Source organism: Kribbella sp. NPDC051620 (assembly GCF_044453825.1).
In the GTDB taxonomy this organism is placed as follows: domain Bacteria; phylum Actinomycetota; class Actinomycetes; order Propionibacteriales; family Kribbellaceae; genus Kribbella.
This window is the reverse complement of record NZ_JBITDB010000001.1, coordinates 1,454,531-1,478,348: the sequence shown is the minus strand read 5'-3', so window position 1 is coordinate 1,478,348 and position 23,818 is coordinate 1,454,531. Positions and strand designations below refer to the sequence as shown.

The window sequence follows — 23,818 nt, the reverse complement described above, 5'->3', positions numbered from 1 at the left end:
CGGGCCGGCGAACGGCCGTGGCCCCGGCGAATGGTTCGCCGGGGCCACGGGAGCGCAGTACTGGCTGACTAGCTGCAGGTGTAGATGGTGGCGTTGTCGAGCCACCAGTTGCCGGGGACCAGGTCGGAGAAGTCTCCGCCGACGCCGTTCCAGCGGAACTTCAGCAGCTTGCCGCTGAACTGTGAGACGTCCAGCCGGCTGGTCTCCCAGCCGCCGGAGTTGGCGTGCCACGAGGCCGGCTGGTCGGGGAAGTTCGGGTCCACGGTCGGACCGTTCTTCCACGGCAGCGCCGAGGTGTCGTGCCAAGTGGTGCCGTTGTCGTCGGAGTAGTCCATCGTCCCGGTGCCGGTCGGCAGCCAGAAGATGAAGAACACGTTGTAGAAGTTGTACGCGTGGGTGAAGCGCAGGTACGTCTTCTCGTTCTTGATCTTCATCGCGCTCTTGGTCTGCACGGTGATCGACGACGCCGGGTCGGTGATCTGGCCGTACAGCGAGTCGTCGCCGTCGGAGGAGTACGAGGTGTCGACCTGCGCGGTCGGGTCACCCTGCTGCTTGCCGAGCACCCAGCCCGGGCTGTGCGTGACGACGCCGTCCGGGTCGTTCTTGAAGCTGGTCGTGATCAGGTTCTTGACCTTCTCAGCGGCAGTGTCGCAGACCGGCGCCTTGGCGGGCTTGCCGATCCCGGGCGCCTGGTCCAGCTCGGTGGCCAGGATCGCCTTGTTGACCTCGGCGCAGTCGGCGTTGGTCATGTTCGCGACGTGGTGCTTCTGCAGCACGTTGCAGGTCGAGCGAAGGGCCTCGGCCAGGTCGCTGTAGTCGGCGCCGCTGGTCAGCACCTTCTGGGTCTCGTGCCACAGCGACTCCGACTTCGGCAGGCCGATGCCGGCCGGCGTCTGACCGTTGAACGAGCCGCCGTCGGCGATCAGGAACGCGGTCTTGTTGCCGACGCCGGAGTTGAAGTGCACGCCGCCGTTGTCCTGGAAGAACGTGTCGTCGAAGAAGTTCGGGCTGGACATCTTGTCCGGGTCGCCGAACTGCGGCGGGTTCTTCATCGAGCGGATCGCGCCGAGGCTGGAGCCCTCGCCCATCAGCCAGCGGTTGGCCGGGGTGTCGTCCGCGGACCCGTTGGTGAGGTCGACGAACTCGCCCATGATGTCGGACAGCGACTCGTTGATCGCGCCGGACTCCCACAGGTAGGCCAGGCCGGCCGTGTGCTGGGTGACACCGTGGGTCAGCTCGTGACCGGTGATGTCGTCGGTGCTGACACCTTCGCCGAAGGCCATCTGCTCGCCGTTCCAGAACGCGTTGGCGAACGGGCAGGAGCCGCTGACGCAGACCCGGACGGTGCCACGGATGGCCTTGCCGAGCCCGTCGCCGTAGTCGGCGCCGATCAGGTTCGTCAGGTCGGTACCGAGCCCGGCGTACAGGTTCGAGGTGTCACCGAAGAAGTCGAAGACCTGGTTGACGTCGCCGACCGAGGAGACCGGGCCGCCCTCGACCCGGGTCGGCGCGAAGACGCCGCCACCGCAGCGGGCGTCCTCGTTGCCGGTGACGATGTTGGTGTGGTTCGCGTCGCAGACGACGCGGTTGATGTGCTCGGCCAGGTCCCAGGCGAGCAGCGCCTTGCCGGCCGACGCGTGCACCATCGCCTGCCAGCGGACGTCACCCTGGCCGGTCACCTCGTACAGGTAGACCGGGATGGCGACGGAGCCGGGCTGGCGGGTGACGAGGCTCAGGTCGAACCAGCGCGGGCCGACCAGCTTCGCGGTCAGCGTCGAGCCGTCGACCTTGGCGCGGGTGGCGACCGACTGGACCGCGGCGTCCTGCGCCTTGGCCTTCGCGGCGTCGACCGCGCCGGCGGCCGGGAAGGCCCCGTACGTCGCGAGCGAGACCTCACCGTTGGCGGACTCCAGCGCGCCGGTCTTGTCCAGGTTGGTGACGATCTCGCCGCCGTAGACCTGGACACCGTCGATGGTCTGCTGGAACTTGACCTGCGAGCCGAGCGCACTGAGCGAGCTCGACTGAGCGACCAGGTCGGCCGGGCGGGCGCCGAAGTACGGCGCGACCGAGGCGACCTGCGCCTTGGCGACGGCGACCGCGTCGGGCTTGCTGGTAGCAGACCGGCCGGCCTTGGCGCCGACCGAGGCCGGAGCCTTCAGCGGGGTCGCCGGGCGGATCGAGTGGGCACGGCCGGTCTCGTCGCGCTTGGAGACCAGCCCCTTGCCGCCGGCCTTCGGAGCCGCGATGGTGCGGATGTCCGGGCTCTGGGCGGCCGTGGTGTCGGACGACGGGACGGGGGCGCTGTTGGCCAGCCCCGGTGCCGTCAGGCTGATGGAGACTGCGCCGACCGCGAGGCCGGCGAGCCAGGTACGAGCTTTCAAGATGTTCCTCCCCTTGCAGTTCTCACGCTGAGCGGGCGTGAGGCTGCAATGTGTCATAAACCTTTGGGGAGTGCTGGCACAGATGCGTCGCGGCACTGCTAGGTCAGCTGGTCGTCGACCAGGTTCGCGTACCCGGTGTGGCCGGTGGTGTTCGGGTGGTAGGACTCGCTGACCGGATTCGACAGCCCGTTGATCCACTCCGGGCTGCCACAGACGGCGTGACCGATGAAGGCCGAGGTCGGATTCACGAAGCTGTAGCCGGCCGCGCTCGCCGCGGCCGAGATCTTCGAGTTCAGCAGGTCAGCGGTCGCGTTCAGCTTGGTCATCTCGTCACCGCTGAAGAAGGTACCGGCGTTGCAGTCGGTGCCGTTGAACAGCCGCGGGTAGCCGACGATGATCACCTTCGCCGTCGTCGCCCGGCTGCGAACCGTCGCGTACAGGGTGTTCAGCCGGCCGGGGATGGTGTTGTTGATGGTCGCTTGCGCGGTGGCGATCGCGCCGTTGCAGTCGCCGAGCCAGGACGGCTTGGCGCACTCGGTGATCACCGACGAGAAGCCGGCGTCGTTGCCGCCGACCTGCAGGGTGACCCAGCGGACGCCGCTGTTCAGTGGCCCGAGCTGGTTGGCGGTGACGTCGGCGACCCGGGCGCCGGAGCACGCGACGAAGGTGAGCGCGGCGCCGACGCGGGCGGCGTCGAGGTACGGATAGGCCTTGGTCGAGCGCTGGCAGGAGCCGCTGTCGGCGATGTAGGTGCGGGTGCCGACGCCGGAGGCGTACGAGTCGCCGAGCGCGACGTAGACCGGGGCCGCGGCGTTCGCGGCGGTGGGGGTGAGCAGCGCAGTACCGAGGACTGCGGCTCCAACGAGTGCGGCGAGTTTCTTCATGGGCGGACCGCCTTCTGGTGTGGGGGGAACCGAGGCAGGGTGAACTCAGAGTCACCATCCTCTACCAGTGAGTAACGCGCAAGACCTCGGTAAGAAATTCACTGGAGTGTGCTGAATGCGGTAACCGCTGTTTGCCCGTCCACCCCTCGGTGGACCCTTGGCGCCGCCTGGATGGAGATCCGCCGGGATCCCGGTCCGGGTGGGCGGTCCGCTGTCACGGTGAAGACATGTGGACCCGACGAAGCTTCCTCACCTCGACCATCGCCCTGACGAGCCTGGCCGGAGCGCTGCCGGCTGCCTCGACCTCTACTTCACCCTCAACCACCGCCGACCTCACCTTGAGGTTGCCGGCTCCTACCGGACCTCATCGGCTCGGCGTCAGAACCCTGCACCTCATGGACAGGGGCAGAGTCGATCCGTGGAACGGGAGCCCGGATCGCGAGCTGGTGCTGAGCGTCTACTACCCGGCGCGGACGACCCACGGCTTCCGCCGCGCACCACAGATGACGGCAAGAGCCGCCGAGAACTTCAAAGGCTTCGCCGCGTACTACCACCACCTGCCCGCCGGCGTGGACTGGTCGGCGACCCTCACCCACTCGTACGCCGACGCGCCACCCGCACCCGGACGTCGACCGGTCCTCCTCTACTCCCCCGGCGGCACCGACCCCCGAACCCTCGGCACCGGCCTCGCAGAGGACCTCGCCAGTCACGGCTACGTGGTCGTCACCATCGACCATCCAGGTGAGACCAGCGAGGTCGACATCCCCGGCGGCGACCTGCGCACGATCCAGATCTCGCCGACCACCCCGACGGATCCGGTCCTCTCGCGCCTGATGATGGCGACGCGCTTCGCCGACCTCCGCTTCGTCCTCTCGCGACTCGAGACCCTCGGCCTGCCCCTCGACCTGCCCCTCGACCTGCGCAGAATCGGCATCTACGGCCACTCGGCTGGCGGCTCGACCGCAGCCCAGGCCCTGTACGAGCACCGCGAACTCAAGTCGGCCATCAACCTCGAGGGCTACCTCGACTACCTGCCCCTCCAGCCGGGCGAACCCAGCGAGCTCTACCCCATCGCCCAGCACGGCACCGACCGCCCGCTGCTCCTCGCCGGCACCGACGGCTTCCGCGACGCCCGCTTCGACAGCTCCTGGTCAGCTCTCCACGGCCCGGTACGGCGTACCGAAGTCACCAACGCCAACCACTGGGTCTTCACCGACCTGGGCGCGATGGCACCTCAACTCCAGGCGGCAGGACTGATGACAGCCGAAGCCCGCGCCAACCTCGTCGGCGCGGTCAACCCGTCAGTCTCGGTCCCGCTGATCCGCCGTACGGTCCGGGCATTCTTCGACCGCACCCTCAAGCACTGACCTCAGTGTTCCGGGCCGGGGACGGAGAGGGGGTCGAAGCCGTACGGGAGCTCCAGGCGGTGGGCTGTCATCAGGTCGGCGTCGCCCAGCAGGTCGCGGGTCTTGCCGTCGGCGACGATGCGGCCGGCGTCCATCAGCAGGCTGCGTTCGCAAAGCTGGAGGGCGTACGGGAGGTCGTGGGTGATCATCAGGAGGGTGACGTCGAGGCCGGAGAGGATGTCGGCGAGTTCGCGGCGGCTGGCCGGGTCCAGGTTGCTCGACGGCTCGTCCAGGACCAGTACTTCGGGCCGCATCGCAAGCACCGTCGCGACGGCGACCCGCCGGCGCTGGCCGTAGGACAAGTGGTGTGGCGCGATGTTCGCGTGGTCCTGCATGCCGACCTGGACCAGCGCCTCCTGCACGCGATCCTCCAGCTCCGAACCGCGGAGCCCGAGGTTGGCCGGACCGAAGGCGACGTCGTCGCGGACCGTCGGCATGAACAACTGGTCGTCAGGATCCTGGAAGACCAGACCGACCTTCCGCCGTACTTCGGGCAGGTGGTCCCGATGCAGATCCGTCCCACCGATCTGGATCCGCCCGCTGCCACTGCCACCCGCCACCGAACCGAGGATGCCGTTCAGGTGCAGTACCAGCGTCGTCTTGCCCGCCCCGTTGGGACCGAGCAACGCCACCCGCTCGCCACGCTGAATGGTGAAGTCGACGCCGTACAGGGCCTGCCGCCCATCGGGGTAGGCGAAGACCAGACGCTCGACGTGGATCGACGGACCGCTCACAAGCCAGCAACCCTAGCCGTCACCGCGATCAGCACCGCGAGCAGGGAGATCGCGAGCCCCTCGGCCCATTGGTTGCGCGCGGCACCCGAGGCGGCCAGCTGCGGCATCCGGCCGGTGTACCCGCGTGACTGCATCGCGAGGTGGACCCGCTCGCCGCGCTCGAAGCTGCGCACGAACAGTGCCCCTACTCCCCCGGCGACCGCCTTCAGGTGACCGACCCGGCCGCCGGCGTACCCGCGCGACTCACGGGCGATCCGCATCCGGTGCAGGTCGTCTGAGACGACGCTCAGGTACCGGACCATGAACGACAGGATCGCGACGAGCGTCGACGGCAACCGCAGCCGCTCCAGGCCGGCGAGCAACTCGCGTGGCGCGGTCGAGGCGGAGAGCACAATGGCCGCGATCACCCCGAGGGTGCCCTTGGCGAGGACGTTCCAGGAGCCGAGTACTCCGGACTCCGAGACCGACACTCCCAGCACGTCGACTTGGGGGCCGGTGGCAACGAACGGGAGGACCAGGGCGAAGACGATGAACGGCGTCTCGACCGCCAGCCGGCGCATCACCGTCGTCACCGGCAACTTCGCCAGGGCGACCGCGCCGGCCAGCAGAGCGGCGTACAGGGCGAAGGCCCAGAAGACGCCGGCCGGGGTGGAGACGACGGCCAGGACGAAGACGAAGAGCGCGACGATCTTGACCTGCGCGGGAAGCCGGTGGATCCGGCTGTCAACGGCAACCAGCAATCCGTCGCCCGCCGAGCCACTCACCGCCTGATCCCGACCGCGCCGTCCGGCGGCACCGCCTCGACCGAGCCGCTCATCGGGCCGCTGGCCAGGTGGCCCAGCCGGTCCAGTCGGTCCACTCGGCGGCGAGGAAGGTCTGGTCGTCGGAGCGCATCAGACAGCCTTGTCCGCGCGGGCCGACGAGCGCAGCGACGCGATCTTCGCGATCGCGAGTCCGACGACGATCGTCACCAGGACACCGATGATGCCGGCCAGTGCGCCGGACACCTGCGAGTTGCCGATCCCGCTCACGCCGTAGTCGGCCAGCGGGCTGCCGGCCACCGCCGAGTGCTTGGCCGCGCTCTCGAAGCCCAGTTTGGCGCCGACGAACTCCAGCCCGTCCGGATGCGCGCTCGCGAACAGGCTGACCACGCCCGCGATCAGCAGGGTGGCCGCGATTCCGACCCCGTACGACCGGCCGGCCGGCCTGGCCGCGATCGGCCTGTCCGGCGAGACGGTCGAACTGTTGCCATCGGCATCGACCAGGACGAGGTCGGCCCGCAGGTGGCGGGCGGCGTAGACGAGATCCGGCCGGGTCGCGACGACGGCGCTGAGCACGGCCGCAGTGATCACCGCCTCACCGAGACCGACCAGGATGTGCCAGCCGACCATCGCCGTCGCGAGCTTGCCCAGCGGGATGTCGACCGCGCCGCCGATCGCGTACAGGCCGGTGAAGCACAGGGCCGCGACCGGCACCGAGATGAGGGCGCCGACAGTCGTGGCCGGTACGACGCTGCCGACCCGCTTGGGCAGCGCCTTGAGGAGTGCCCGCGTCACGAAGTACCCGACCAGAACGGTCACGAGACCCATCAGCGTGATGTTGGTGCCGAGCGCGGTCAGGCCGCCGTCGGCGAAGAGCAGTCCCTGCACGAGCAGCACCGTCGACATCACCAGGACGGCCGACCACGGCCCGACCAGCGCCGCGGCGAGCGCACCGCCGAGCAGGTGGCCACTGGTCCCGGCGCCGACCGGGAAGTTCACCATCTGCACGGCGAAGACGAACGCGGCGGTCAGCCCGGCCAGCGCCGGACCCGTCTCACGGATCTCGCGGTTGGCGCGCTGGAGGCTGAAGCCGACGGCACCGGCGGCGATCAGGCCGGTGGCGATCGAAGTGGGCGCGTCGAAGAACCCGTCAGGAACATGCATGAGCACATTCTTGATCTACATGCGACCAGATCGCAACAAGCCCCTACAGATCGGCGAGTGCTGACTCGATCGCCCGGTGGATTGTCGGGTATGCGTAGATCATCTGTCGCAGCGTGTGAACGGGAACCCGTGCATGCACCGCCAGCGCGAGCGTCCCGAGCACCTCACCACCGGTCGGCCCCGCACTCGTCGCACCGACCAGCACGCCCTGCTCATTGTCCATGATCAGCTTGATGAAGCCCTCGTTGCCCGCCTTGTGGATCCAGCCCCGGGTCGAAGCCGGTACCTGGGTCAGGCCGGTCCGGACGTCGAGCCCCTGGTCGCGCGCCTGCTGCTCGGTCAGCCCGACCGCGCCGATCTCCGGATCGAGAAACGTCACCCGCGGCATCGCGTGATAGCTGGCCGTCGGCGCATCCTCCGCGCCGAGGATGTCCAGCACGGCGACATTGGCCTGGTACATCGCGTTGTGGGTGAAGACACCCACGCCGGTGACGTCACCGACCGCCCACACGCCGTCAGCGGCCCGGACATGCTCGTCGACCTCGATCCGGCGCGCGGCGGGATCGAGCCCCACCTGGTCCAGCCCGAGGTCCTTGATGTCCACCCGGCGCCCGGTTGCCACCAGCAACTTCTCGCCGGTGACCGTACCGCCGTCCTCGAGCGTCACCGTGAACGCGTCGCCGCTGTAGCTGACCGCCTTGGCGTGCACACCGGTCTTGAACTTCACTCCATCGCGTTCCAGTGCGAACCTGGCCAGCTCGCTCGACTCGGGCTCCTCCATCGCCAGCACCCGGTCCGTGCCCTCGATGACGGTCACCTGTACGCCGAACCGCGCGAACACCTGCGTCAGCTCCATCCCGATCGCACCGCCGCCGAGCACCAGCAACGACGCCGGCAGCGTCTCGAGCCGGATCGCGTCCTGGTTCGTCCAGAACGGCGTACCGGCCAGTCCTTCGATCGGTGGGACGACCGGGACCGTGCCGGTGGCGACGATGATGCCCCGGCTCGCCTCGAACTCGCGGTCGCCCGAGACCACCCGGCCCGGGCCGGTGATGGTGCCGCGGCCGCGGACGAAGGTGACGCCCTTGCCGACCAGCCGGTCGACGGCGACCTTGTCGTTCCAGTTGTCGGTGGCCTCGTCGCGGATCCGCCGGGCGACCGGCCCCCAGTCAGGAGTGACGGTGGCGGTGCCGGCCATTCCGTCGACGCGGCGGGTCTCGGCGATCAGGTCGCCGGCCCGGATCATCATCTTGCTCGGGATGCAGCCGTAGTACGGGCACTCGCCGCCGACCAGCCGCGGCTCGATCCCGACCACCTTCAGCCCCGCCTGCGCCAGCCGCCCGGAAGCCTCCTCGCCACCGACGCCCAGCCCGATCACGACCACATCCACCTGTTCAGCCATGCCGCCAATCTCGCAGACGGCGAGCCCCTCGCCAAGCCCCCCACGTGCGTGTCACCGGATGGTAAGAGGCTGATCGCTATCCGGCATTCAGGCGCCGTTCACCGCGGCTGACTAAGTTTCGGCTGTGGACTTTTCCGGTCTCGGGGACATCAATCTGGAGACCGTGATCGCGGCGATCGCGCTGATCGGCACGGTGATCGTCTGGCTGGTCGACCGGTACTTCCTGCGCCGCAAACGGCTCGTCTACCGGGTCCAGGTGGACGCGCCGATCGGCGTCTTCCCCAGCTCGCACATGGTCGACGTCGAGGTCCGGTACCAGGGTGCCGTCGTGCCCGATCCGAGCATCGTGCTGCTCCGGGTCGACAACGCAGGTGGCCCAGACCGGGGCGGTGGGGTGGGGCAGATTTGATACAGCATCGAGCCGCACCACATGCACGAGAAGGTGTCGTTCGCGTTCCCGGACCGCAAGATCGTCGGGCTCGAGGTGACACGGCCGCGCGGGCCTGGCCGGCGTACGTTGATGTTCGGGGCGTTGTCGCTGGTGCTCGTCGGCGCGCTGGTCGCGTTGTTCGTGGTCGATGTGCTGCAGCCGCCGGACAACTGCTCGTCGGGGCAACTGCAGATCATCGGGTCGACCGCCGTGGAGCCGACGATCCGTGAGCTGCGCAGCGCGTACGCGACCGAGTGCACCAGCGCGGACATCACGATCGCCGCCAACGGGAGCCGCAGCGGGACCCGCCAGCTCAACGAGACCGGTGCCAAGGATGCTGCTGCAGCGGAGAAACTGATCGCGATGTCGGACGGGCGGGCCGAGGCGGCACCGGACCTGCAGGGCAAAGCGGTCGCGATCGTGGTGTTCGCCGTGGTCGTGAACCGGTCGGCCGATGTCGCCGCGCTGTCGTCGGCGCAGCTGCGCGCGATCTACGCGGGCCGGGTGACGAACTGGAAGCAGCTCGGCGGGCGGGATCTGCCGATCCGGATGGTGTCGCGGGTCGGGCCGGACTCGGGTTCGCGGCGGACGTTCCGCGACAAGGTGCTCGGTGGCGACCAGGAGCTGGGGATCTCGTCCGACGACTGCCGCACCAAGGACGATCCGGTCGCCAGGCATCAGCGCTGCGAGGTCGGTACCACCGAAGAACTGCTCGCGCGCGTCAACGACATCGAGGGCGCGATCGGGTACGCCGAACTGGGCAGCTCGCGGAAGTTCCCGGCCATCACGGCGCTCGCGGTCGACGGCGTCGTACCGGAAGCGGCGAAGGTGGCGGACTCGTCGTACAAGTTCTGGGAGGTCGAGTACGCCTATACCTACAAGTCTCCCGCTGCCGGCTCGTTGCAGGCGGCCTTCCTCACCTACCTCACCTCACCACCGGCCAAGCCAGTGCTGGAGCGCGACGGCCTGGTCCCCTGCCCGGACCTGCCGTCATCCTTCTGCGGCTAGCGCTGACTGCAGGCTGCCCGGCAGTGGGTGCGGCAGCTTCGTCGCGTGCGCTGGGGCGAGGGCATCGAAGGTGAGGGCCAGGTAGCGGCGCCAGGCGTCGGGGTGGGCGTCCAGTACCGGAGCGGCGGTCTGCTGGATGCCGCCGAGCAAGAGGACGATGTCCGTGCCGGTCACGTCGTCGCGGATGGCACCTTGCTCTCGGGCCCGAGCCGTCAGCACCTCCACCAGGCCGGCGAAGCGCTCGATCGCGGCTCTGACCTCGGCGTTCTGCAAGGAGGGCTTGCCGACCACCTCACAGAACGCCTGGTCGGCAGCGAGCGCCTCGACGCCGGCCGTCATCAGCTCCCGGAGCGCTTGTCCCGCGTCGTCCGCATCCCGCAGGCGGTCCGCGGTCTCGATCAGCCGGTCGAGCAGTTCGAGCATGATCGCGGCGAGCAGGTCGTCCTTGCTGGCGAAGTGCCGGAACACCGTGCCCTTGGCGACACCGGCCCGCTGCGCGATCTCGCCGATCGACACCTCGACACCCGACTCCGCGAACGCCGAACGGGCCGCGTCGACCAGCAGGCCGCGGTTGCGCATCATGTCCGCCCTCATGGTGTGAACTCTACCACTCAAGATGACCGGCCGGTCAGGTTATGCCTATGCTTAAACCTGACCGCATGGTCACTTTAGAGTGGAAGGAATCACGTGAACAGCAATCTCGAAGGCAAGGTCGTTCTCGTCACCGGAGCCTCGTCGGGCATCGGCCAGGCAACCGCCCTGGCCCTGTCCGAGGCCGGCGCCAAGGTGGTGGTCGGCGCCCGGCGGACCGACCGGCTCAAGCTCCTCGCCGAGGATGCGCCCGGCGACGTCCTCGTGCTGGACTTGGACGTCACCGACCAGCAGGCCGTCCAGGACGCCGTCGCGGCAACCGTCCAGCGGTTCGGCCGGCTGGACGCTCTGGTGAACAACGCCGGCGTCATGCTCAACGGCCCGATCCTGGGCGCGGACACCACCGAGTGGACCCGGATGATCGAGACCAATCTGCTCGGCTCGATGTACGCGGTGCACGCCGCGCTGCCGCACCTGCTCGAATCCAAGGGCAGCGTCGTCCAGGTCTCGTCGACCTCCGGCCGGATCGCCTCGGCGGCGGCCGCCGCCTACTCGGCCAGCAAGTTCGGCATCACCGGCTTCATCGAGTCACTGCGGCAGGAGGTCACCACGCAGGGCGTGCGGGTGGTCGTCGTCGAGCCCGGCTTCGTCTCGACCGAGCTGATAACTCACGGCACCGACCCCGCGCTGCGGGCGATGGCTCAGCAGATGGCCGACTCGATGCGCACGCTGCAGCCGGAGGACATCGCCAACGCGGTCGTCTACGCCCTCGGCCAGCCCGACCATGTCTCGGTGAACCAGCTGCTAATTCGGCCGACAGATCAGGATCGCTAACGCTAGATTGGGCCTCTGTCATTAGACCGATGGAGGCCCGGATGTACGTGATCGCTCATCTCAGTGACCCGCACCTGGACGGCACCGCAGCCGCCCGAGATCGGCTGCGGAGGGTCGTGGACTATCTGCGGGCGTTCTCGCGACCGGTCGACGTGGTGCTGGTGACCGGGGATCTGGCCGACCACGGGCTCGCAGCGGAGTACGACGAGGTCGCGGCTGAGCTGGCGCTCGACGTACCGGTGCTGATGTTGCCGGGCAACCACGACGTCAGTGCGCCGTTGCGTGTGGGGCTGCAGGTCGAGTCGCCTGGTGAGGGGCATCCGGTTCATCAGGTTCAGGACGTCGGCGCGGCCCGTTTCGTGCTGCTCGACACGTCGGTGCCGGGTGAGGACCACGGGCTGCTCAGCGCGGAATCACTCGAGTGGCTGACGGGAGTACTGGCCGAGCCGGTGGACGGTCCGTTGTTCGTCGCCTTCCACCATCCGCCGAACAAGCTCCAGCACCCTGTACTCGACCAGTGGACCCTCCAGGACGCCGAGCCGTTCGCCGCTGTACTCCGCGGCAAGCCGATCACCGCGATCCTCACCGGTCACGTCCACAACGGGGTCTCGACAACCTTCGCCGGCCACCCACTGCTGGTTGCCCCCGGCATCCGATCGACCGCACCCCTGCCCTTCGAGCCGGCCGCCGCGAAGGGTCTGGTCGACGTCGAGGCTCCACCCGGCCTCGCCCTCCACATCGTGGCCGACGATCAACCTCTGGTCACGGTCTACCGAACCGTCACCTCAAGCTGACGTCGAGACCTGACCATCCCACGACCACCGTGGGATGGTCAGGTCTCGCGGCACGGCGTCCTTGGACCCGTGGTACCGCGCCATGCTGACGTTCGTCGCCCACGCGAAGTACTCGTAGAGCACCGACCGGACAGGATCGGTCAGACCGACATCGGTCAACGCCTGGTCGAAGCAGGCGATCGCGAGTCGGTCCATCTCTTCGTGCGGGCCGTTGCCGCTGTGCATCCAGACAACGGCACTCTCGGTGCCGTAGGAACCGGTGAAGGTGGGCGGACCGCCAAGCGCCTCGGCCCAGTAGGCAGCGAGGCGCTCGGTGTGTTGCGGATGAAACCCATGACTGAAGGCGTGACTCACCACCTCATCAGCCAGCACCCGCTCATGCCAGGCAGCCGCCAGCCTCAGCATTCCTTCTTCGCCACCCGCGGCCTCATACACACTCTCCATGCCCAGAGACTGGCACCGACGACCGACAGCAGCAAGGCTGGCCTTCATGAACTTCACGCTGCAGCCACTGGCCCGGGTCGAATCGTCCCTGACCACCAGAGCCGACGCACCACGCCAAGGCGACGAAGGAGCGCCCGACGCGTGGCTCGTCTTCGATCCGGAGTACGGCGAGGCGCTGCGCGACCTGACCGCCGGCGACGAGGTACTCCTGATCACCTGGTTCGACCGCGCTGACCGCTCGACGCAGATCGTCCGTCCGCGCGGCGACACCCAGCGTCCACCCACGGGCGTCTTCAGCACCCGTTCACCCGACCGCCCCAACCCCCTCGGCCTGCACCGGGTGACCGTCCTCGAGACCGACGGCCTGCGGATCAAGGTCAACAATCTCGAAGCCCTCGACGGCACTCCGATCGTCGACGTCAAGCCGGTCCTGACCGACGAGCGCTGAGCAACGCGAAGGGCCCCGGACCAGTGGTCCGGGGCCCTTCGTCACAGCCGGATCAGAAGTTGATCATGTGGCCTTCGAGGCCGTGGAAGGCCTCTTGCAGGGCCTCGCTCAGCGTGGGGTGGGCGTGGACGTTGCGGGCCAGTTCCTTGGTGGTCAGGTCCCACTTCTGGGCCAGCGTCAGCTCCGGGAGGAGCTCGGTGACCTCGGGGCCGATCAGGTGCGCGCCGAGCAGTTCGCCGTACTTCGCGTCGGCGATCACCTTGACGAAACCGTTCGGGTCGCCGAGGCCGTGCGCCTTGCCGTTGGCGGTGAAGGGGAACTTCGCGACCTTGACCTCGAAGCCCTCCAGCCGGGCCTGCTCCTCGGTCCAGCCGAAGCTGGCGATCTGCGGCTGGCAGAAGGTCGCCCGCGGGATCATCACGTAGTCGAGCTCCATCGTCTCGACCCCGGCGATGGTCTCGGCCGCGATCACGGCCTGCGCCTCGGCCGCATGCGCCAGCATCAGCTTGGCGTTCACGTCGCCGATGGCGAAGATGTTCGGCACGTTGGTGCGCAGGAAGCCGTCGACGCCGATCGCGCCGCGCTCGGTCAGCGCGACCCCGATCTTGTCCAGGCCGTAGCCGTCGACGCGCGGCTGGAAGCCGATCGCCTGCAGCACCTTGTCGGCCTCCAGCGTCTGCTGGGCGCCGTCCTTGCCGGTGACGGTCACCTTGACCTTGTCGCCGGAGTCGTCGATCGAGTCGACCCGGGTGCCGGTGAGCACGTCCACGCCGAGCTTCTTGTACGCCTTGGCGAGCTCCTTGGAGACCTCGATGTCCTCCAGCGGGACCATCCGGTCGAGGAACTCGACGATCGTCACCTTGACGCCGTAGTTGGCCAGCACATAGGCGAACTCGACGCCGATCGCGCCGGCGCCGGCGATCACGATGCTGCCCGGCAGCTCCTCGGTGAGGATCTGCTCCTCGTACGTGACGACCCGGTCGCTCAGCTGGGTGCCCGGCAGCAGCTTGGTGGTGGCGCCGGTGGCGATGATGCAGTTGTCGAAGGTGACGGTCTCGGAGTTCCCGTCGTTCAGCGAGACGTCCAGCGTGTTCGCGTCGACGAAGGAACCCCACCCGTCGAACTCGGTGATGTTGTTCTTCTTCATCAGGAAGTGCACGCCCTTGACGCGGCCGTCGGCCACCTTGCGGCTGCGCTGCACGGCCGTCGGGAAGTCGAAGCTCACCTCGCCGCTGATGCCGAAGGTCTTCGCCTCCTTGCGGAAGATGTGCGCCAGCTCGGCGTTGCGCAGCAGCGCCTTGGACGGGATGCAGCCCACGTTCAGGCAGACACCGCCCCAGTACTTCTTCTCGATGATGGCGGTTTTGAGCCCGAGCTGGGCGGCGCGGATCGCCGCGACATACCCACCCGGTCCGGCGCCGAGGACAACAACGTCAAAGTGCGAGGCCATGACTCAAATCCTAGTCGCTGGCACCAGCCGATCCTGCCTCGGGCCAGCGGGCGTGACCACGGTCACGATCGGGCAGTGTGTCCTGCCTCATCGTCACGGACGGTGAGGCGGGGTTCCGTCAGGACCGTACGACGCCTACGCTGGGGCACGCATGGGGGATGTCCTCCTTCCGTGCGCGCGTGAGGCGCCCTGTGGCAGGGATACGGAAAACGAGGACTGGGGGCTCGATGCTGGGCAACGGCCGGAGACTGCGGCTCGCCGCACTCGGCGCGGTGATGGCAGTCGTAGCGCTGCCGACGTATGCCGCGTTCGCCGACCAGACCCCACCTCCACCGGCCTCCGTGACGGACGTGAACCGGTCGCTGGAGCAGCTCCAGGCCGAGGCCGCCGAGATCCAGCTCGACGTCGCCAAGGCCACCGTCGCCTACACGAACGCGCTGAAGACCGCGCAGACCGCCGAGGCCGCGGCCAAGAAGGCAGAGGCGTTCGCGAACAACACCAAGAACAAGTCACAGGACGAGCGCCGCCGCCTCGGCCTGCTGACCGCCCAGGCGTACCAGCTCGGCATCCCGACGGTCCTGGGCACCGAGTCGATGCTCTGGTCGCTCGCGCCGGTCGCGGAGAACCTGCAGGAGATCGCCGACCGCCAGACCGCCATCCGGCAACTCGGCAGCACCCAGGTCGCGCAGTACAACGCAGCCACGGCAGCAGAGTCCACTGCCGGCACTGCAGCCGCTGACGCGGCGACCAAGCGCGCTGCGGCCGACCAGGCCAACAAGAAGGCCACCGAGCTCGGCAAGACCGTCCGCGAGAAGGCAGCCAGCGCAGCAATGGCCATGGAAGGCCAACTCGCCGACCTGGCCGGTGCGACCGAGCTGTCCAAGCAACTGCAGGCCACCCGCAACCAGCAGGCACTGGCCAACTGGCAGACCTACCTGGCCGAGTTGACCGCAGCGAAGGTGAAGGCGCCGGCCGCTGCCGCGATCAGGAGCCCGTTCGACCTCCCGACCGGCCTGCTGCAGTACAAGGTCGCCAAGGCGCCTGTGCCCGGTGTGGCCGCTGTCGTCAGCAGTGGGCGTCCGCTGCGGGTGCTGTCGGCCGAGACGATCCGCGCGGTCAACCAGGCCTTCTCGCTGATGGGCAAGCCGTACGGCGTCGGCGCAACCGGCCCCGACAAGTACGGATGTCTCGGCGCGGCACGAGCCGCCTGGCGGCCGTACACGACCCTCGCCGGGCTGGCGACCAGCGTTTACGCGAACTACCAGAAGGTGCCGGCCAGCCAGATCCAGCCTGGCGACATCCTGCTGATGGGCAGCAGGTCCGTGGGCCTGTTCCACGTCGGTATCGCGCTCGACAACGCCGAGATGATCGCCGCCGACGAGGCCAAGGGCTCAGTAGCGGTCAGCTCGATCCCCGACAGCATGTACGCCGCGCTGCGGCCTACCCTCGGCAAGCCGCTCAAGGCCCAGGTCGCCCCGGCCACCACGCCCGCCGCCGCGACCTTCCGCTGCGGCAACACGGCGACCACGGTCGACGTCGGCACCGGCGGCTGGACCTGGCCGCTGGCCGAGGGCACCTACGAGATCGGCACACCGTTCGGGCAGGCCGGCCCGATGTGGTCCAGCGGCTTCCACACCGGTCAGGACTTCGTGGCACCGATCGGGACGAATGTCCGGGCCGTCACCGCAGGCACCGTGCGGATCGAGCACCCGGCCTGGGCCGGCAACCTGGTTCGCATCGACCACGGCAACGGGCTCGAGACGCTCTACGCGCACCTGAGCCGCATCGACGTCGCCGACGGCGCGCACGTGACAGCCGGACAGCAGATCGGTGCCGTGGGCACCGAAGGCAACTCGACCGGGCCGCACCTGCACTTCGAAGTACGGCTCGGTGGTGACGCGGTGAACCCGATGCCGTTCCTCGCCACTGGTGGCACGAGCACCGGCTGGGGTGGCTACAGCAACGGGCTGATCCCGCAGTCGCAGCTCTGCGGTCTGGGCAACGGACACATGCTCCGCTGCGACGCCGCAGCGGCGTACCAGCAGCTGTCCGCCGCGTTCCGCCAGTCCTTCGGCAAGAACCTCTGCATCACCGACTCCTACCGCTCGTACTCCGCCCAGGTCGACCTGTACGGCCGCAAGCCATCCCTGGCCGCTCTGCCCGGCACGTCCAACCACGGCTGGGGTGTAGCCGTCGACCTGTGCGGCGGCATCGACAAGTTCGGCACTGCGCAGTACGAGTGGATGAGCAACCACGCCGCGGCTTACGGCTGGGTCCACCCCGACTGGGCCCGCCAAGGCGGCAACCGCGAAGAACCCTGGCACTGGGAGTTCGGCAAACCACGCAGTGCGTAGCCGTCTCCTCCCCTGGCTCCGCAAACACCGCTGGTCGACGGCTGCCTGCTCCGTATTGCTGGCGGCGATCCTCGGAGTCGTAGCAACGCCGTACCTGTCTGCGTTCGCCACAGCAGACGGTTGGCGGGGCTACGGCAACGGCAAGATGCCAGCTGACAAGCTCTGCCGCGTAGGGCCCGGCCAGAAGCTGCGGTGCGATGCGGCAGCGGCGTACGGGGAGCTTGCCGCGGCCTACAAGGTCCACTTTCACAAGGAGCTGTGCATCACCGACTCCTATCGGCCCTACCGTGCACAGGTCGACCTGCTGCGCCGCAAGCCGACGCTGGGCGCCTTTCCTGGTACGTCGAACCATGGCTGGGGACTGGCCGTTGACCTGTGTGACGGCGTCAACGACTTCGGGACTCCGCAGTACGAGTGGATGAGCGCGCACGCTGCGGCCTACGGATGGGTGCACCCGGAGTGGGCGCGCGAAGGGGGCTCGCGGCAAGAGCCGTGGCATTGGGAATTCGCCGGGGATTCGGTCCGGTGACCACGTAGGCTGGGGTTGTGGCCGAGCAGACCAGTCCCGACCGCACGGACGACAACATCACGCTGGACGCCCAGGACGACCGCTGGGAGTGGCGGCGCAAGATCCGTGCGAACCCGCGCAAGCTCCTGATCTACCGGATCGGGATCGGGGTGCTGGGCGGCATCCTGATCATCGCGGCGCCGCTCACCGGGTGGCTGCCCGGGCCGGGCGGGATCCCGCTGTTCATTGCCGGTCTGGCCGTGCTCGCCAGCGAGTTCGAGTGGGCACAGCGGCTGCTCTATCGGGTCAAGGACTGGGTCAAGGCGCTCACCACCTGGACCGGCAAGCAGCCGGCCTGGCTCAAGGCGCTCGGCACGGTCGCGCTCTTCGTCTGCGTGCTCGTCGCGATCTGGCTCTACCTGGCAGTGCTCGGCGTACCGGGCTGGCTGCCCGACTCATGGGAGTCCTTCCTGCACAAGCTGCCACTGCTCGGGTAGTCGCGGATCGCGAAGTCGCTGCTGACCTTCTCGCCGAGCCGCAGCATCTGGTTGAGCAGGAAGGGCGTGCCGAGTAGCCGGTTGCGGGCAGCGATTCCGAAGCGAGTCCTGGGCGCCAGGAACTTCCCCGTCCGACCGCCACCGTCCTGGCAGGCCTGCACCGGCTTGCGCAGTTGACTCTCGTACGCGGCGAAGGCCGCCGGATGGTCGCCGCCGGCCGCCGCCAACTCGCCGGCAAGCACATAGGCCGCGACGATCGCAGTACCAGTCCCCATGCCGCCCACTGTCGCGCCGTAGCCGGCGTCCCCCACCAGCGCGATCCGGCCGTCCGACCAGCGGTCGACGTCCACGCGGCTGATCGAATCGAAGTACAGGTCGGTGCAGTCGTCGAGTCCATCGAGGAGGGCGGGCACCTTCCAGCCGAGGCCGGCGTAGGCGGAGCGCAGAATCTCCTTCTGCTGTTGGGGATCGCGGCGATCGTAGGTCAGCTCGGGCGAGGCGAAGACGAACATCGTGCCCGCCTTGTCCGGGTCCCGGTGATCCATCCCGACACTGGCCAGCTTGCCGGGCACGTTGTACATCAGCCCGTCCCGCTCGATCCCGAACGTGTTCGGCAGATCCCACCCGGCGATGTAGTAGCCGCCGTGCGTCACGTGATCGCCGCCGAACACCAGCCGGCGCACGACGGAATGCATCCCGTCCGCGCCGAACACCAGGTCGTACGTCGACGTCGCGCCGCTCTCGAACGTCACGTCCACCCCGCCGCCGTGCTGCTCCAACGACGCGATCGAGTCACCGAACCTGTACTCCGCCGCCGCGCGACTGTGCTCGTACAGCACCTGGGTCAGGTCGGACCGAAGCACCTCGAGCTCTCCCCCGGCGAACTCCGGTGGCAGCCGCAGCACCTGCCGGTCCTGCTCGTCGACGAACCGCATCGCCGTACCACCCGTCTGCCGCGCGCGCAGCTCGTCGAGGACGCCCATCCGCTCGAGCACGACTTTGTTCGCGCTCCCCCGGAAGTCGACGGCATAGCCGCCCTGGCGCAACGCTGGCGCCAGCTCCACCACGGTCACCTGATGGCCGTACCGCCCCAGCCAGTACGCCAAAGCCGGACCGGCGACGCTTGCCCCCGAGATCAGAACCTTCATCCCATACCCCTTTGTGTTGAACTGTGTCCACCAGACACTGTTTTGATAATGTGTATGGTAGACACAGTTCAATCGGAACCACAAGCCAGGAGTCGCCGCGATGATCAACCTGCTCTGGGGTGACCCGCCGCCACCCACCCGCGGCCCCAAGCCGGCGATGACCGTCGAGGGCATCACCAAGGCCGCGATCGCGATCGCCGACGCCGACGGCCTGGACGCCGTCTCGATGCAGCGGGTCGCGGCCGACCTGTCGTTCACGAAGATGGCGCTCTACCGCTACGTCGGCGGCAAGGCCGAACTGGTCTCGCTGATGACGGATCGCGCGATCGGTCTGCCGCCGCATCACCCGCCGCGGCCATGGCGGCAGGCGCTGATGGACTGGGCTCTCGATCTGTACGCCGCGTTCGAGCGGCACCCCTGGCTGCTGCTGTCGACGGTCGGCCGGCGTGCCCTGGGGCCGAACGAGCTGACCTGGATGGACTTCGGCATCCGGGCGCTGACGGACACCGGGCTCACCGGCGGCCAGCAGCTGGACACGCTGCTGACGATCGCCGGTCAGGTCCGGACGATCGCTCATCAGACCCTCACCCTGCCCGGTGGCACGATCGGCATCTCCGAGGAGAACCTCACCTCGGCGCTGGCCGAGATCCTGGCGACTCAGCCCGATCGCTTCCCGGGGCTGACGGCCGCGATGCGGTCGGTCGCGGGCGGCGAGAACCAGGGGCTGGTCTTCGGGCTCGAGCGGTTCCTGGACGGGCTCGAAGTACTGATCAAGCGCGGGTGAAGCGGGCCCGATAGGTGGTCGCGCTCAACCCGAAGTGGGACCTGAAGCGGCGGGCGAAGTAGTTCTGGTCCGGCCAGCCGACCGCCTCACCGATCCGGTTGATCGGCTCGTCGGTGTGCACCAGGCGATCGGCCGCCAGCTCGACGCGATGGCGGGACAGGTACGCCATCGGCGGCAGTCCCGTCGACGATTTGAACAAGCGGACCAGATAGCCGGACGCCAGGTGCAGCTCCGTGGCGAGCTCGGTCAGGGTCCAGTGGTGGGCCGGATCGGACTCCATCAACCGCATCGCCGTCAGTACCGCCGGATGTGCCGGCATGGTCGAGCCGCTCAGTTCGCCCGCAAGGGCACGAGCCAGGCAGCTCAGAAACAGTGACAGCCGGCCGATGACGTCACCGCGATGCAGGTCGAGCGGCCGGGCGCGCAGATCCTCCAGATGCTCCAGCTGACTGATGCACTCCTCCAGCGGAATCTCGTCGAGGTGTCCCATCAGCACTCCGCGCCGGCGGGCCGAGTTCGGGCCGGTCCAGAGCAAGTAGCCGAGCAGTGCGTCCTCACGGGTCCAGGCCAGCTCGTGCTGCAGCAGGTCGGCGGAGAAGCAGCAGTTGAACACGTCCAGGCCGTCGCAGCCGTCGTACCCGTGCCAGACGCCCGGACGGAGCAGGAGGACGTCGCCGACGCCCAGCTGCTGATAGCCGGCCGGGCTGTGGTGCACGCCGGTGCCGGCCGTCACCACGGCCACCTCGAAGAAGCTGTGCGTGTGCACGGCATGCGAACGCTCGTGGATGTGGTGGCCCGAGTAGGCATACGCGCCGTCGACGAAATGCAGCAGCGTCCCGGCGTTCTCGATCGGCAGCTCGGCCATGGTCCAACATACGGGCCGAGGTGCATTTCGTGCTACCTCCGGTGCACTCCGGACTATCGGCTGCCCAGCCCGCGTCGCAGGATCGATGAAACATCGAATGAATCGTTTCACGCGTTGGGAGCACAATGACCCGTCCTGCTGCCGCACCCGTGTCCGTCCGCTTCGAGCACCGCATCGGTACTGGTCCGGTCCTCGGCCTCGGTACGGCCTCGCCCCGCCTCTCGTGGCAAGTCCCGTCCGCAGCCGACGACTACCACCAGGTCGCCTACGAGATAGAGCTCGCCGTCGCCGGCAGCTCCCCCGAAGTCCACACCATCGAGTCCGCAGAGCAGGTACTGGTCCCATGGCCCGGTACGCCGTTGTCCTCCCGCCAGCGCGCATCCGTGCGAGTCAGAGTCAGCGACGGTGTCGGGTGGAGCGACTGGAGTGAGCCAGCAGTCGTCGAGGCCGGCTTGCTCGCTCCTGACGACTGGGCTGCGCGCTTCATCAGCCCACGTGAGATCGGCGCGCACGGTCAACCTGCCCCGATCGTCAGCGGCACCACCACGCTGCCGGACGGCATAGTCAGTGCCCGCCTCTATGCGACTGCACATGGCGTCTACCTGCCCTCGCTCAACGGCAGCCGGGTAGGCGACGAGGAGCTGGCGCCTGGCTGGACGGCGTACCAGTACCGGCTTCGCTACCAGTCGTACGACGTCACCGACCTGGTACGACCAGGCGAGAACACCCTGGACTTCCTGCTGGGCAACGGCTGGTACCGAGGCCGCCTCGGCTTCCAGGGCCAGCAGGCCGTGTACGGAGACCGCCTGGCGGTACTCGCGCAACTGGAGGTCACCACTGCCGACGGCGAGACCCATGTGTTCGCCAGCGATGACACCTGGACCGCCCGCGAGAGCCAGATCCTCGCCGACGACCTCTACGACGGCCAGCGCACCGACTTCACCTACACAGTGGCCGACCCGACGCCGGTCGACGTACTGGACGCCGACCTCGGCCTGCTGGTCGCCCCCGACGGCCCGCCGGTCCGGATCACCGAGGTACTGCCAGCCGTGGAGATCACCACCTCACCCACAGGCAAGACGCTCGTCGACTTCGGCCAGAACCTCGTCGGCCGGGTCCGCCTCCGGGTCCGCGGCGGCAGTCGTGGCGACGAGGTCGTACTACGCCACGCCGAAGTACTCGAGAACGACGAACTCGGCGTCCGCCCCCTCCGCACCGCCAAAGCCACCGACACGTACGTACTGCCCGGCCCCGGCGAGCTGACCCTCGAGTCGCCCCTCACCTTCCACGGCTTCCGGTACGCCGAGGTCACCGGCGTCGGCAACCTCGCCAAGGAGGACCTCGAAGCCGTCGTCGTCGGCTCCGATCTGGAACGCACCGGCTGGTTCGAGTCGTCGAACGAGCTGCTCAACCGCTTCCACGAGAACGTCGTCTGGGGAATGCGCGGCAACTTCCTCGACGTCCCCACCGACTGCCCGCAGCGCGACGAGCGACTCGGCTGGACCGGCGACATCCAGGTCTTCTCCCCCACCGCGACCTTCCTCTACGACAGCGCCGGCTTCCTCACCAGCTGGTTGGCCGACCTGGCCGCCGAACAGCACAAGGACGGCTCGGTCCCCTTCGTCATCCCCGATGTCCTCCGCGATGCCGGCCCAGCGACCGCGGCCTGGGGTGACGCGGCGACAGTCGTCCCCTGGGTGCTCTACCAACGCACTGGCGACCGGGACCTCCTCATTCGGCAACTGCCGAGCATGCGGGCCTGGGTCGACCGGATGACCGACCTTGCCGGTGAGGACCTGCTCTGGTCGGGCGGCTTCCAGTTCGGCGACTGGCTGGACCCGACTGCTCCACCGGACAACCCGTTCCGCGCCAAGGTCGACCCGGACGTCCTCGCCACGGCACACCTCGCCCGCTCGGCGGAGATCGTCGGCTGGGCGGCTGACCTGGCCGGTGACGCCGACCTGGCCCGCCAGTACACCGACCTCGCAGCGAAGGTGCGCGCGGCCTTCGCAGCGGAGTACACGACCGAGGGCGGCCGGGTGCTCAGCGACTCGACCACGGCGTACGCGATGGCTCTGCAGTGGGCGCTGCTACCGACAGACGAGCAGCGCAAGCGCGCTGGTCAGCGACTGGCCGACTTGGTCCGCGTTGCCGGCTTCCGGATCAGCACTGGCTTCGTCGGTACGCCGCTGATGACCGATGCGCTGTCCGACGCGGGCGAGCCCGACCTGGCGTACAGGCTGCTGCTGCAGACTGACTGCCCGTCCTGGCTCTATGCGGTCACCATGGGCGCCACCACGGTCTGGGAGCGGTACGACAGCATGCTGCCCGACGGGAGCATCAACCCCGGCGAGATGACGTCGTTCAACCACTACGCCCTGGGCGCTGTCGCCGACTGGATGCACCGACGAGTCGCCGGCCTAGCCGCAAGCTCACCTGGCTATCAAGCTCTGGAAGTTCACCCGCTGCCTGCAGCGCAGCTCACCCGAGCAGCAGCCCGCCACCTGACGCCGTACGGCGAGGCAAGTGTCGCGTGGACCCGCAGCGACGGCAGCTTCCACCTCACGGCCGTCATCCCGGTCGGTGCGACCGCGACGGTTCACCTGCCCGACGGCAGCGAGCCTGTCGAAGTACGGCATGGAAAACACGAATGGACCACCACAGACCCGTACGCCGATGTACCGGCGCTCGGTGCCGACGCGACCACCCGGCAGCTCATCGATCACGAGCCGAGCTGGCAGGCGATCGTGAGCAGCGTGGTCGAGGCCGGTGTCGCCGCCGACGAGGCCCAGCTCGCCGGCCGGCTGGAACGCTACCTCGACGCCCCGGCGACCAAGCTCGTCGACCTTGCCGGCGGCAACTTCTCGCCCGCGGCCGAGGCCGTGCGGATGCGTCTCGACTCCTTGCTCAACCCGCAGTGAACCGGAGGTC

General features: G+C 68.6%; 22 protein-coding genes. 11 read left to right on the top strand and 11 right to left on the bottom strand.

Annotated elements, in window-relative coordinates; translation table 11 throughout:
• Positions 1–68 precede the first annotated feature (68 nt).
• Together ACIA12_RS06490 and ACIA12_RS06485 are read right to left on the bottom strand one after the other, a co-directional pair.
• Positions 69–2,381, bottom strand: a complete 2,313-nt coding sequence (locus ACIA12_RS06490) for a M4 family metallopeptidase (protein ID WP_396365769.1) — start codon at positions 2,379–2,381, stop codon at positions 69–71.
• A gap of 98 nt (positions 2,382–2,479) precedes the next feature.
• On the bottom strand, positions 2,480–3,265 hold the full coding sequence (locus ACIA12_RS06485) for an SGNH/GDSL hydrolase family protein (RefSeq protein WP_396365768.1): 786 nt from the start codon (positions 3,263–3,265) through the stop codon (positions 2,480–2,482).
• A gap of 395 nt (positions 3,266–3,660) precedes the next feature.
• On the opposite strand from ACIA12_RS06485, the gene ACIA12_RS06480 reads away from it, so the two are divergent.
• Positions 3,661–4,632 carry an alpha/beta hydrolase gene (locus ACIA12_RS06480; protein ID WP_396365767.1) on the top strand — a complete coding sequence of 324 codons (972 nt, stop codon included), beginning with the start codon at positions 3,661–3,663 and terminating at the stop codon, positions 4,630–4,632.
• A 2-nt stretch (positions 4,633–4,634) separates the two neighbouring features.
• Here ACIA12_RS06480 and ACIA12_RS06475 read toward each other — a convergent pair whose 3' ends face one another.
• The 4 genes from ACIA12_RS06475 to ACIA12_RS06460 form a co-directional block, all read right to left on the bottom strand.
• Positions 4,635–5,405, bottom strand: a complete 771-nt coding sequence (locus ACIA12_RS06475; RefSeq protein WP_396365766.1) for an energy-coupling factor ABC transporter ATP-binding protein — start codon at positions 5,403–5,405, stop codon at positions 4,635–4,637.
• Positions 5,402–6,169 (bottom strand): cobalt ECF transporter T component CbiQ, encoded by a 768-nt coding sequence (gene cbiQ / locus ACIA12_RS06470; protein ID WP_396365765.1) that lies wholly within the window; start codon positions 6,167–6,169, stop codon positions 5,402–5,404. Before cbiQ ends, ACIA12_RS06475 begins: the two co-directional genes overlap by 4 nt.
• Before the next feature lie 129 nt (positions 6,170–6,298).
• Positions 6,299–7,330, bottom strand: coding sequence for an energy-coupling factor ABC transporter permease (locus tag ACIA12_RS06465; protein ID WP_396365764.1), 1,032 nt, complete (start codon positions 7,328–7,330; stop codon positions 6,299–6,301).
• 43 nt (positions 7,331–7,373) lie between these two features.
• Entirely contained in the window at positions 7,374–8,732 is a 1,359-nt protein-coding gene (locus ACIA12_RS06460; protein ID WP_396365763.1) for a dihydrolipoyl dehydrogenase family protein, read from the bottom strand.
• 124 nt (positions 8,733–8,856) lie between these two features.
• Here ACIA12_RS06460 and ACIA12_RS06455 point away from each other — a divergent pair, with 124 nt between their 5' ends.
• Both ACIA12_RS06455 and ACIA12_RS06450 read left to right on the top strand, forming a co-directional pair.
• The gene (locus ACIA12_RS06455; protein ID WP_396365762.1) at positions 8,857–9,141 is read left to right on the top strand and encodes a hypothetical protein; all 285 of its coding nucleotides are present in this window, start codon (positions 8,857–8,859) and stop codon (positions 9,139–9,141) included.
• A 21-nt stretch (positions 9,142–9,162) separates the two neighbouring features.
• On the top strand, positions 9,163–10,170 hold the full coding sequence (locus tag ACIA12_RS06450; protein WP_396365761.1) for a PstS family phosphate ABC transporter substrate-binding protein: 1,008 nt from the start codon (positions 9,163–9,165) through the stop codon (positions 10,168–10,170).
• Here the strand turns inward: ACIA12_RS06450 and ACIA12_RS06445 are convergent.
• Complete coding sequence (locus ACIA12_RS06445; protein WP_396365760.1) at positions 10,153–10,764, bottom strand: TetR/AcrR family transcriptional regulator; 612 nt, start codon at positions 10,762–10,764, stop codon at positions 10,153–10,155. The genes ACIA12_RS06450 and ACIA12_RS06445 overlap by 18 nt on opposite strands.
• A 93-nt stretch (positions 10,765–10,857) precedes the next feature.
• Between ACIA12_RS06445 and ACIA12_RS06440 the strand changes: the two genes are divergently transcribed.
• Both ACIA12_RS06440 and ACIA12_RS06435 read left to right on the top strand, forming a co-directional pair.
• Positions 10,858–11,595, top strand: a complete 738-nt coding sequence (locus ACIA12_RS06440; protein WP_396365759.1) for an SDR family NAD(P)-dependent oxidoreductase — start codon at positions 10,858–10,860, stop codon at positions 11,593–11,595.
• Positions 11,596–11,624: 29 nt separating this feature from the next.
• Complete coding sequence (locus tag ACIA12_RS06435) at positions 11,625–12,389, top strand: metallophosphoesterase (protein WP_396365758.1); 765 nt, start codon at positions 11,625–11,627, stop codon at positions 12,387–12,389.
• Here ACIA12_RS06435 and ACIA12_RS06430 read toward each other — a convergent pair.
• Positions 12,381–12,833 carry a group II truncated hemoglobin gene (locus ACIA12_RS06430; protein WP_396365757.1) on the bottom strand — a complete coding sequence of 151 codons (453 nt, stop codon included), beginning with the start codon at positions 12,831–12,833 and terminating at the stop codon, positions 12,381–12,383. The two genes, ACIA12_RS06435 and ACIA12_RS06430, sit on opposite strands and share 9 nt — an antisense overlap.
• 46 nt (positions 12,834–12,879) lie before the next feature.
• Between ACIA12_RS06430 and tsaA the strand changes: the two genes are divergently transcribed.
• On the top strand, positions 12,880–13,281 hold the full coding sequence (gene tsaA / locus ACIA12_RS06425) for a tRNA (N6-threonylcarbamoyladenosine(37)-N6)-methyltransferase TrmO (RefSeq protein ID WP_396365756.1): 402 nt from the start codon (positions 12,880–12,882) through the stop codon (positions 13,279–13,281).
• A 52-nt stretch (positions 13,282–13,333) separates the two neighbouring features.
• Here the strand turns inward: tsaA and lpdA are convergent, their stop codons facing one another.
• Positions 13,334–14,731 (bottom strand): dihydrolipoyl dehydrogenase, encoded by a 1,398-nt coding sequence (lpdA, locus tag ACIA12_RS06420; RefSeq protein ID WP_396365755.1) that lies wholly within the window; start codon positions 14,729–14,731, stop codon positions 13,334–13,336.
• Between the two features lie 227 nt (positions 14,732–14,958).
• Here lpdA and ACIA12_RS06415 point away from each other — a divergent pair, with 227 nt between their 5' ends.
• The 3 genes from ACIA12_RS06415 to ACIA12_RS06405 are packed head-to-tail and all read left to right on the top strand — an operon-like array spanning position 14,959 to position 18,090.
• Entirely contained in the window at positions 14,959–17,085 is a 2,127-nt protein-coding gene (locus tag ACIA12_RS06415) for a peptidoglycan DD-metalloendopeptidase family protein (RefSeq protein WP_396365754.1), read from the top strand.
• Complete coding sequence (locus tag ACIA12_RS06410) at positions 17,078–17,614, top strand: M15 family metallopeptidase (RefSeq protein WP_396365753.1); 537 nt, start codon at positions 17,078–17,080, stop codon at positions 17,612–17,614. The genes ACIA12_RS06415 and ACIA12_RS06410 overlap by 8 nt, the downstream gene beginning before the upstream one ends.
• 17 nt (positions 17,615–17,631) lie before the next feature.
• The gene (locus ACIA12_RS06405) at positions 17,632–18,090 is read left to right on the top strand and encodes a PGPGW domain-containing protein (RefSeq protein WP_396365752.1); all 459 of its coding nucleotides are present in this window, start codon (positions 17,632–17,634) and stop codon (positions 18,088–18,090) included.
• Here the strand turns inward: ACIA12_RS06405 and ACIA12_RS06400 are convergent.
• Entirely contained in the window at positions 18,009–19,238 is a 1,230-nt protein-coding gene (locus ACIA12_RS06400) for an FAD-dependent monooxygenase (RefSeq protein WP_396365751.1), read from the bottom strand. The genes ACIA12_RS06405 and ACIA12_RS06400 overlap by 82 nt on opposite strands.
• A 100-nt stretch (positions 19,239–19,338) precedes the next feature.
• Here ACIA12_RS06400 and ACIA12_RS06395 point away from each other — a divergent pair, with 100 nt between their 5' ends.
• Positions 19,339–20,022 (top strand): TetR/AcrR family transcriptional regulator, encoded by a 684-nt coding sequence (locus ACIA12_RS06395; protein ID WP_396365750.1) that lies wholly within the window; start codon positions 19,339–19,341, stop codon positions 20,020–20,022.
• On the opposite strand, the gene ACIA12_RS06390 is transcribed toward ACIA12_RS06395, so the two are convergent.
• Positions 20,009–20,887 (bottom strand): AraC family transcriptional regulator, encoded by an 879-nt coding sequence (locus ACIA12_RS06390; protein ID WP_396365749.1) that lies wholly within the window; start codon positions 20,885–20,887, stop codon positions 20,009–20,011. The genes ACIA12_RS06395 and ACIA12_RS06390 overlap by 14 nt on opposite strands.
• Before the next feature lie 125 nt (positions 20,888–21,012).
• Between ACIA12_RS06390 and ACIA12_RS06385 the strand changes: the two genes are divergently transcribed.
• On the top strand, positions 21,013–23,808 hold the full coding sequence (locus ACIA12_RS06385; RefSeq protein ID WP_396365748.1) for a family 78 glycoside hydrolase catalytic domain: 2,796 nt from the start codon (positions 21,013–21,015) through the stop codon (positions 23,806–23,808).
• Positions 23,809–23,818: the final 10 nt, after the last annotated feature.

What these genes read in the sequence shown, in the direction of transcription:
- ACIA12_RS06485 (WP_396365768.1), bottom strand. Translation starts at nt 3,265, where the DNA reads ATGAAGAAACTCGCCGCACTCGTTGGAGCCGCAGTCCTCGGTACTGCG.
- ACIA12_RS06480 (WP_396365767.1), top strand. Translation starts at nt 3,661, where the DNA reads ATGGACAGGGGCAGAGTCGATCCGTGGAACGGGAGCCCGGATCGCGAG.
- ACIA12_RS06465 (WP_396365764.1), bottom strand. Translation starts at nt 7,330, where the DNA reads ATGCATGTTCCTGACGGGTTCTTCGACGCGCCCACTTCGATCGCCACC.
- ACIA12_RS06460 (WP_396365763.1), bottom strand. Translation starts at nt 8,732, where the DNA reads ATGGCTGAACAGGTGGATGTGGTCGTGATCGGGCTGGGCGTCGGTGGC.
- ACIA12_RS06450 (WP_396365761.1), top strand. Translation starts at nt 9,163, where the DNA reads ATGCACGAGAAGGTGTCGTTCGCGTTCCCGGACCGCAAGATCGTCGGG.
- ACIA12_RS06445 (WP_396365760.1), bottom strand. Translation starts at nt 10,764, where the DNA reads ATGAGGGCGGACATGATGCGCAACCGCGGCCTGCTGGTCGACGCGGCC.
- ACIA12_RS06435 (WP_396365758.1), top strand. Translation starts at nt 11,625, where the DNA reads ATGGAGGCCCGGATGTACGTGATCGCTCATCTCAGTGACCCGCACCTG.
- ACIA12_RS06430 (WP_396365757.1), bottom strand. Translation starts at nt 12,833, where the DNA reads ATGGAGAGTGTGTATGAGGCCGCGGGTGGCGAAGAAGGAATGCTGAGG.
- tsaA (WP_396365756.1), top strand. Translation starts at nt 12,880, where the DNA reads ATGAACTTCACGCTGCAGCCACTGGCCCGGGTCGAATCGTCCCTGACC.
- lpdA (WP_396365755.1), bottom strand. Translation starts at nt 14,731, where the DNA reads ATGGCCTCGCACTTTGACGTTGTTGTCCTCGGCGCCGGACCGGGTGGG.
- ACIA12_RS06415 (WP_396365754.1), top strand. Translation starts at nt 14,959, where the DNA reads ATGCTGGGCAACGGCCGGAGACTGCGGCTCGCCGCACTCGGCGCGGTG.
- ACIA12_RS06400 (WP_396365751.1), bottom strand. Translation starts at nt 19,238, where the DNA reads ATGAAGGTTCTGATCTCGGGGGCAAGCGTCGCCGGTCCGGCTTTGGCG.
- ACIA12_RS06395 (WP_396365750.1), top strand. Translation starts at nt 19,339, where the DNA reads ATGATCAACCTGCTCTGGGGTGACCCGCCGCCACCCACCCGCGGCCCC.
- ACIA12_RS06390 (WP_396365749.1), bottom strand. Translation starts at nt 20,887, where the DNA reads ATGGCCGAGCTGCCGATCGAGAACGCCGGGACGCTGCTGCATTTCGTC.
- ACIA12_RS06385 (WP_396365748.1), top strand. Translation starts at nt 21,013, where the DNA reads ATGACCCGTCCTGCTGCCGCACCCGTGTCCGTCCGCTTCGAGCACCGC.